Origin of the sequence: Albidovulum denitrificans (assembly GCF_002973535.1) — a bacterium.
Lineage (GTDB): Bacteria > Pseudomonadota > Alphaproteobacteria > Rhodobacterales > Rhodobacteraceae > Albidovulum > Albidovulum denitrificans.
Genome location: NZ_PVEP01000018.1, coordinates 1 through 7491, shown reverse-complemented (window position 1 = coordinate 7491; position 7491 = coordinate 1). Strand labels below are relative to the sequence as shown.

12 protein-coding genes are annotated in these 7491 nt (G+C 63.5%); 11 read left to right on the top strand and 1 reads right to left on the bottom strand.

The window, feature by feature from the left end:
• The 11 genes from tuf to LX70_RS20175 form a co-directional block, all read left to right on the top strand.
• Window positions 1–946, top strand: a 946-nt coding sequence (gene tuf / locus LX70_RS20225; RefSeq protein WP_105516604.1) for an elongation factor Tu, incomplete at its 5' end; no start/stop codon positions are given.
• A 104-nt stretch (window positions 947–1050) separates the two neighbouring features.
• Window positions 1051–1362, top strand: coding sequence for a 30S ribosomal protein S10 (gene rpsJ, locus LX70_RS20220; protein WP_105516603.1), 312 nt, complete (start codon window positions 1051–1053; stop codon window positions 1360–1362).
• 14 nt (window positions 1363–1376) lie between these two features.
• Window positions 1377–2249 (top strand): 50S ribosomal protein L3, encoded by an 873-nt coding sequence (gene rplC, locus LX70_RS20215; protein ID WP_105516602.1) that lies wholly within the window; start codon window positions 1377–1379, stop codon window positions 2247–2249.
• Window positions 2246–2866, top strand: coding sequence for a 50S ribosomal protein L4 (gene rplD, locus LX70_RS20210; RefSeq protein ID WP_105516601.1), 621 nt, complete (start codon window positions 2246–2248; stop codon window positions 2864–2866). Before rplC ends, rplD begins: the two co-directional genes overlap by 4 nt.
• Entirely contained in the window at window positions 2863–3159 is a 297-nt protein-coding gene (locus tag LX70_RS20205) for a 50S ribosomal protein L23 (RefSeq protein ID WP_105516600.1), read from the top strand. The genes rplD and LX70_RS20205 overlap by 4 nt, the downstream gene beginning before the upstream one ends.
• Window positions 3160–3278: 119 nt before the next feature.
• Entirely contained in the window at window positions 3279–4115 is an 837-nt protein-coding gene (rplB, locus tag LX70_RS20200) for a 50S ribosomal protein L2 (protein ID WP_105516599.1), read from the top strand.
• A 3-nt stretch (window positions 4116–4118) separates the two neighbouring features.
• Entirely contained in the window at window positions 4119–4397 is a 279-nt protein-coding gene (gene rpsS, locus LX70_RS20195) for a 30S ribosomal protein S19 (protein ID WP_105516598.1), read from the top strand.
• Window positions 4398–4400: 3 nt separating this feature from the next.
• Complete coding sequence (gene rplV / locus LX70_RS20190; RefSeq protein WP_105516597.1) at window positions 4401–4781, top strand: 50S ribosomal protein L22; 381 nt, start codon at window positions 4401–4403, stop codon at window positions 4779–4781.
• Window positions 4781–5500 (top strand): 30S ribosomal protein S3, encoded by a 720-nt coding sequence (gene rpsC, locus LX70_RS20185; protein ID WP_105516596.1) that lies wholly within the window; start codon window positions 4781–4783, stop codon window positions 5498–5500. Before rplV ends, rpsC begins: the two co-directional genes overlap by 1 nt.
• Before the next feature lie 12 nt (window positions 5501–5512).
• Window positions 5513–5926 (top strand): 50S ribosomal protein L16, encoded by a 414-nt coding sequence (gene rplP / locus LX70_RS20180; RefSeq protein ID WP_105516595.1) that lies wholly within the window; start codon window positions 5513–5515, stop codon window positions 5924–5926.
• Between the two features lie 249 nt (window positions 5927–6175).
• On the top strand, window positions 6176–6838 hold the full coding sequence (locus tag LX70_RS20175) for a BUD32 family EKC/KEOPS complex subunit (RefSeq protein WP_146111686.1): 663 nt from the start codon (window positions 6176–6178) through the stop codon (window positions 6836–6838).
• A gap of 333 nt (window positions 6839–7171) precedes the next feature.
• Here the strand turns inward: LX70_RS20175 and LX70_RS20170 are convergent.
• Window positions 7172–7491, bottom strand: a 320-nt coding sequence (locus LX70_RS20170) for an integrase core domain-containing protein (protein WP_146111685.1), incomplete at its 5' end; no start/stop codon positions are given.

Genomic DNA, 7491 nt, shown 5'->3' with positions numbered 1-7491 from the left:
CCCGGGCCACGCCGACTACGTCAAGAACATGATCACGGGTGCGGCGCAGATGGACGGCGCGATCCTGGTGGTGAACGCGGCCGACGGCCCGATGCCGCAGACGCGCGAGCATATCCTTCTCGGCCGTCAGGTCGGCATTCCCTACATGGTCGTCTACCTGAACAAGGTCGACCAGGTGGATGACGAGGAGCTCTTGGAGCTGGTGGAGATGGAAGTGCGTGAGCTTCTGTCCTCCTACGACTATCCGGGCGACGACATTCCGATCATCAAGGGCTCGGCGCTTGCGGCTCTGGAAGGGCGCGACGCGGAGATCGGCGAGAACTCGATCAAGGCGCTGATGGAAGCGGTTGACAGCTACATCCCGGCGCCGCAGCGCGCCGTGGACCAGCCGTTCCTGATGCCGATCGAGGACGTGTTCTCGATCTCGGGCCGCGGTACGGTCGTGACCGGCCGGGTCGAGCGTGGCGTCATCAATGTCGGCGACGAGATCGAGATCGTGGGCATCCGCGACACCAAGAAGACGACCTGCACGGGCGTCGAGATGTTCCGCAAGCTTCTGGACCGTGGTGAGGCGGGCGACAACATCGGCGCGCTTCTGCGCGGTGTGGACCGTGACGGCGTGGAGCGTGGTCAGGTTCTGTGCAAGCCGGGTTCGGTGACGCCGCACACGAAGTTCGAGGCCGAAGCCTATATCCTGACCAAGGAAGAGGGTGGCCGCCACACGCCGTTCTTCGCGAACTACCGTCCGCAGTTCTACTTCCGCACGACGGACGTGACCGGGACGGTGACGCTTCCGGCCGGGACCGAGATGGTGATGCCGGGCGACAACCTGAAGTTCGAGGTCGAGCTGATCGCGCCGATCGCGATGGAAGAGAAGCTGCGCTTCGCCATCCGCGAAGGCGGCCGCACCGTCGGCGCGGGCGTCGTGTCGAAAATCATCAAGTAAGACAAGGGCGGGCGTCACAGCCCGTCCCGTCAAACGGGTTCGAAGCAGGCGGGGCATGAGGTCCCGTCTGCCTCTCAACTGAAAGCCCCGAAAGAGGCAAGAGAATGTCCAGTCAGAACATCCGCATCCGGCTCAAGGCCTTCGATTACCGCGTCCTGGATGCCTCGACGCAGGAAATCGTCAACACGGCCAAGCGCACGGGCGCCCAGGTCCGCGGTCCGATTCCGCTTCCCAACAAGATCGAGAAGTTCACGGTTCTCCGTGGTCCGCACATCGACAAGAAGTCGCGTGACCAGTGGGAGATTCGCACGCACAAGCGCCTTCTCGACATCGTCGACCCGACCCCGCAGACCGTGGACGCGCTGATGAAGCTCGACCTCGCCGCCGGCGTCGACGTCGAAATCAAGCTGAACTGAGGAGGGCACCGGCAATGTTGCGCTCTGGAGTGATCGCCAAGAAGCTGGGCATGACCCGGCTGTTTCTCGAGGACGGCCGGCAGGTTCCGGTGACCGTCCTGCAACTGGACAACCTGCAGGTCGTGGCGCAGCGCACGGCCGAGAAGGACGGCTATTCGGCCGTTCAGCTCGGCGCGGGCACGGCCAAGGCCAAGCGGACCACCGCCGCGATGCGCGGCCACTTCGCCAAGGCGAAGGTGGAGCCGAAGCGCAAGATCGCGGAATTCCGGGTTTCGCCGGAAAACCTGATCGGCGTGGGCGAGGAAATCACCGCTGACCACTACTTCGAAGGTCAGTTCGTGGACATCGCCGGGACCTCGATCGGTAAGGGTTTCGCCGGTGCCATGAAGCGGCACAACTTCGGCGGTCTGCGCGCCTCGCACGGCGTGTCGATCAGCCACCGTTCGCACGGCTCCACCGGCCAGTGCCAGGACCCCGGCAAGGTGTTCAAGGGCAAGAAGATGGCCGGCCATCTGGGTGCCGTTCGCGTGACGACCCAGAACCTTCAGGTCGTCCGCACCGACAGCGACCGTGGCCTTATCATGGTCAAGGGCTCGGTTCCCGGCTCCAAGGGTGGCTGGGTCACGATCAAGGACGCGGTCAAGAAACCGTTCCCCGAGAACGCGATCCTGCCCGCGGCGCTGAAGTCGGCTGGTGAAGCCGCCAGGAAGGCCGCCGAGGAAGCTGCCGCCGCCGCTGCCGCCGAGGAAGAAGCCGCCCGCAAGGCCGCGGCCGAGGCCGAAGCCGCCGCGCAGGAGGCCGCCCTGGCCGCTGCCGAGGCGTCGAATGCCGCTGAGGAAGGCGCTGCCGAAGACGGCGATGCCGCGCCCGAAGGAGAGAAAGAATGAAACTCGATGTGATCAAGCTCGACGCCAAGAAGGCTGGCTCGATCGATCTCTCCGACGAGATCTTCGGGCTCGAGCCGCGCGCCGACATCCTGCACCGCGTCGTGCGCTGGCAGCGTGCGAAAGCGCAGCAGGGCACCCATTCGGTGCTGGGCAAGTCCGATGTCAGCTATTCGACCAAGAAGATCTATCGCCAGAAAGGCACCGGCGGCGCCCGCCACGGGTCCAAGAAGGCCCCGATCTTCCGTCACGGCGGTACCTACAAGGGCCCGACCCCGCGCAGCCACGCCCATGACCTGCCCAAGAAGTTCCGGGCGCTCGGTCTGAAGCATGCGCTGTCGGCCAAGGCCGGTTCGGGCCAGCTTGTCATCCTCGACTCGCTGGAGATGAAGGAAGCCAAGACCAAGATCCTCGCGAAAGCGGCGAAAGAGCTTGGCTGGAAGCGTGTCCTCATCATCGACGGCGCCGAGATCGACCAAAACTTCGCCCGCGCGGCGGCCAACATCGAAGGTATCGATGTGCTGCCGTCGATGGGCGCCAATGTCTATGACATCCTCAAGCGCGACATGCTCGTGCTGACCAAGGCGGGTGTCGAAGCTCTGGAGGCTCGTCTGAAATGAGCGTGAAGCCGGAACATTACGACGTCATCGTCAAGCCGATCGTCACCGAAAAGGCGACCATGGCCTCCGAGGCCGGCGCGGTTGTCTTCCAGGTTGCGAAGACGGCCACCAAGCCGCAGATCAAGGAAGCGGTCGAGGCGGTCTTCGGCGTCAAGGTGAAAGCGGTCAACACCGTCGTCACCAAGGGCAAGACCAAGCGCTTCCGCGGCCAGATCGGGTCGCGCAGCGATGTGAAGAAAGCCTATGTGACCCTCGAGGAGGGGAACACTATCGACGTCACTTCGGGGCTCTGATAGAAGGCGCCGAATCTTGCGGCCCCGGTCTTCGGGGCCGCTCGATTTTCTGAACCGGGGACCTTCGGGGCCCTACACACCACGGACCGAGAGGTCCAAAGCAACGGAAGACAGAGAGCATGGCACTCAAGTCGTATAAACCGACGACGCCGGGCCAGCGTGGGCTGGTTCTGATCGACCGTTCGGAGCTTTGGAAAGGTCGCCCCGTCAAGTCCCTCACCGAGGGTCTGACCAAGACGGGCGGCCGGAACAACACCGGGCGCGTCACGGCATGGCACAAGGGCGGGGGCGCGAAGCGTCTTTACCGCATCGTGGATTTCAAGCGTCGCAAGTTTGACGTCCCGGCAACCGTGGAACGGATCGAATACGACCCGAACCGCACCGCCTTCATCGCGCTGGTGAAATACCAGGACGGCGAGCAGGCCTATATCCTCGCGCCGCAGCGCCTGGGCGTTGGCGACTCTGTCATCGCCGGTGCCAAGACCGACGTGAAACCGGGCAACGCGATGCCGTTTTCGGGCATGCCGATCGGTACGATCGTCCACAACGTCGAGCTGAAGCCCGGCAAGGGCGGCCAGCTGGCGCGCGCCGCAGGCACCTATGCCCAGTTCGTCGGCCGTGACGGTGGCTACGCGCAGATCCGCCTGTCCTCGGGCGAGCTTCGCATGGTCCGCCAGGAATGCATGGCGACCGTGGGCGCGGTGTCGAACGCCGACCACTCGAACCAGAACCTCGGCAAGGCCGGGCGCAAGCGGCACATGGGCGTGCGCCCGACCGTTCGCGGCGTTGCCATGAACCCGATCGACCACCCGCATGGTGGTGGTGAAGGCCGGACGTCCGGTGGCCGTCATCCCGTGACCCCGTGGGGCAAGGGGACGAAGGGCAACAAGACCCGCAAGAACAAGTCGACGGACAAGTACATCGTCCGTTCGCGCAATGCGAAGAAAGGACGTTAATCCATGTCGCGTTCTGTTTGGAAAGGCCCCTTCGTCGACGCCTATCTGCTGAAGAAAGCGGAAAAGGCTCAAGGCTCGGGCAAGTCGGAAGTGATCAAGATCTGGTCGCGCCGCTCCACCATCCTGCCGCAGTTCGTCGGCCTCACCTTCGGGGTCTACAACGGTCAGAAACACATCCCGGTCAACGTGACCGAAGAGATGATCGGCCAGAAGTTCGGTGAATATTCGCCGACGCGGACCTATTACGGTCACGCGGCCGACAAGAAAGCCAAGAGGAAGTAAGCCATGAGCAAGGAAAAGAATCCGCGCCGCGTGGCCGATAACGAGGCCTTCGCCAAGGCGAAGATGCTTCGTACCTCGCCGCAGAAACTGAACCTCGTCGCCGCGCTGATCCGCGGCAAGAAGGTGGACAAGGCGCTGGCCGACCTCACCTTCTCGAAAAAGCGGATCGCGCAGGACGTGAAGAAGTGCCTGCAATCGGCCATCGCCAATGCCGAGAACAACCATGGCCTTGACGTCGACGATCTGGTCGTCGCCGAAGCCTATGTCGGCAAGAACCTGGTGATGAAGCGCGGCCGTCCGCGGGCGCGGGGCCGTTTCGGCAAGATCATGAAGCCGTTCAGCGAACTGACCATCAAGGTGCGTCAAGTTGAGGAGTCCGCATAATGGGACAGAAGGTTAACCCCATCGGGATGCGCCTCCAGGTCAACCGCACCTGGGACAGCCGCTGGTATGCCGACAAGAAAGACTACGGCAACCTGCTTCTTGAAGACCTCAAGATGCGCGAGTTCATCCATGACTACGCCAAGCAGGCCGGTGTCTCGAAGGTCATCATCGAGCGTCCGCACAAGAAGTGCCGCGTCACCATCCATACCGCCCGTCCCGGTGTCATCATCGGCAAGAAGGGCGCGGATATCGAGACGCTGCGCAAGAAGCTGGCGAACTTTACCGACAGCGAGCTGCACCTGAACATCGTCGAAGTCCGCAAGCCGGAACTGGACGCCGCGCTGGTGGCCGAGTCGATCGCACAGCAGCTTGAACGCCGGGTTTCGTTCCGTCGCGCCATGAAGCGTGGCGTGCAGAACGCGATGCGGATGGGTGCGCTTGGCATCCGGGTCAACGTCGCGGGCCGTCTCGGCGGCGCCGAGATCGCCCGGACCGAATGGTACCGCGAAGGTCGCGTGCCGCTGCACACGCTGCGCGCCGACATCGACTATGCGCTTGCCGAAGCCACGACCCCCTATGGCATCATCGGGATCAAGGTCTGGATCTTCAAGGGTGAGATCATGGAGCATGACCCGCAGGCCCGCGACCGCAAGGCCGCCGAAGCCCAGGACGGCCCGGCGCCGCGCGGCCCGCGCCGCGATGACCGCCGCGACCGGTAAGGAGTAGACGAGATGCTGCAACCGAAACGGACAAAGTTCCGCAAACAGTTCAAGGGCCGCATCCACGGGGAAGCCAAGGGCGGGTTCGATCTGAACTTCGGCGGCTTCGGCCTGAAAGCCACGGAACCCGAGCGCGTCACCGCGCGGCAGATCGAGGCGGCCCGCCGCGCGATCACCCGCCACATGAAGCGTCAGGGCCGTGTCTGGATCCGCATCTTCCCGGATACCCCGGTTACCTCGAAACCGACCGAGGTTCGGATGGGTAAGGGCAAGGGCTCCGTCGATTTCTGGGCGGCCAAGGTCAAGCCGGGTCGCGTGATGTTCGAGATCGACGGCGTCAGCGAAGTGATCGCGCGTGAGGCCCTGCGCCTTGGTGCGATGAAGCTGCCGGTCAAGACCCGCGTCGTGGTCCGCGAGGACTGGTAAGCGGGTGGGCATATTGCCCATCCTACGGGATTGGCCCCTGCCGGAAACGGCGGGGGCCTTTTCGTTTCGGGGTGGTAGTGCTCTGACCTAGGCGCAAAGCCGCCATGTGTAACAATCGGATGAAGCAGATGTAACTTTTGTATGACGCCGGTACGACCTATTCTGGGGCAAAGGAATTTGAGTCGCGGCTGTGTGTGGGCCGCCCCGGATTAGGAGTTTGGCATTCCACGGATAAGAGTAGAGCGGGTGGTGGCGCAGGGCCGTCCCGGTTGGTTGAAGCGGATCGAGGATGTCGATCTTCGGCGGCGGCTTCTTAAGGGAGAGCCGCGGCAGCTTTTCGAGGCCGAGCGTCAGGCCTATAAATCGGTCGCCGAAAGCCTCCTGCCGTTCCCAAGTATCATCGAGGAAGGCGCGGATCATTTCGTGATCGCCGATGCAGGGCCGACGGTGAAGTCGATCCTGCAAACGGAAGGGCCGACCTCGGAGCGGTTCCGGGAGGCGGTCTGCCACGCTGGCGAGGTGCTTGCCCGGCTGCATTCTGCGGGGGTGAGCCATGGTCGCCCGGCGCTGCGCGACATCTGCTGGCAGGATGGCCGCATCACCTTCATCGACCTGGAAAAATACTCCCCCAGACGCAACAGGCCCGAAGGCCACGCCTGGGACCTGATGGTCTTCGTCTACAACCTCGCCGGGGAACTCGACGGTGTGGATGAGACCGTCCTTGCCGCCTGCCGCGCCTACCGGGCGCAGGACCGCAAGAACATCTGGGCGCTGGCGGAACGGCGGATGCGGCAGTTGCGGCCCCTGGGCCTTGTCATGCGGCCGCTGTCACGCCTGCTGCACGACAAGAAGGACTTCCGCGCCATCGGGCCGTTCATGGACCTGTTCCTGAAGGGGCATCAGGGGTTGTAGGGCGGTTTCCGTCGCGTGAGGTTTTGGGGGCGCACTTGGACCGGGAAAGCCTCTCAGGGTCCTATGCAGCTTGCGCTTGGATAAGATGGCTGGGGCGGTAGGATTCCCTCCCACCTGTTGAAAGGCATCGAAAACCGCCACTGGACACCGAAACTGGGGCACTCCTTGGGGCATTCTCGTGGCCGTTAGGGCACCTTAGTGGCCGCTGGAGACCGGGCCGCTACCACTGCCCCAGAGCGCCGCAGGGTGGGCCGCTGGTGGAGCGAGTGGGGCTGCTGCTTAGCGACCCCATGGTGGGGCTGACTGGACTTGCCCGGCTTTTGTGGAGAGCGTTTAGCTCACTTCACGGGCCTTTCTCTCGAAGGCGATGGGGCTTTGGTAGCCGAGCGATGAATGTCGTCTGACGGGGTTATAGAACCCGTCGATGTATCTGGCGATGGCATTTTCGGCCTGCTGGCGTGTTTGCCATGCGACTGGCCAGACCAGCTCCGACTTGATGGTCTTGAAGAACGTCTCGACCATCGCGTTGTCGTAGCAGTTCCCCTTGCCGCTCATCGAGATCAGGATGCTGCGCTTTCTGAGTTCGGCCTGATAGTCCACCGAGCAATACTGGCTTCCGCGATCGCTGTGATGAACCAGACCGGGTGCGGGGC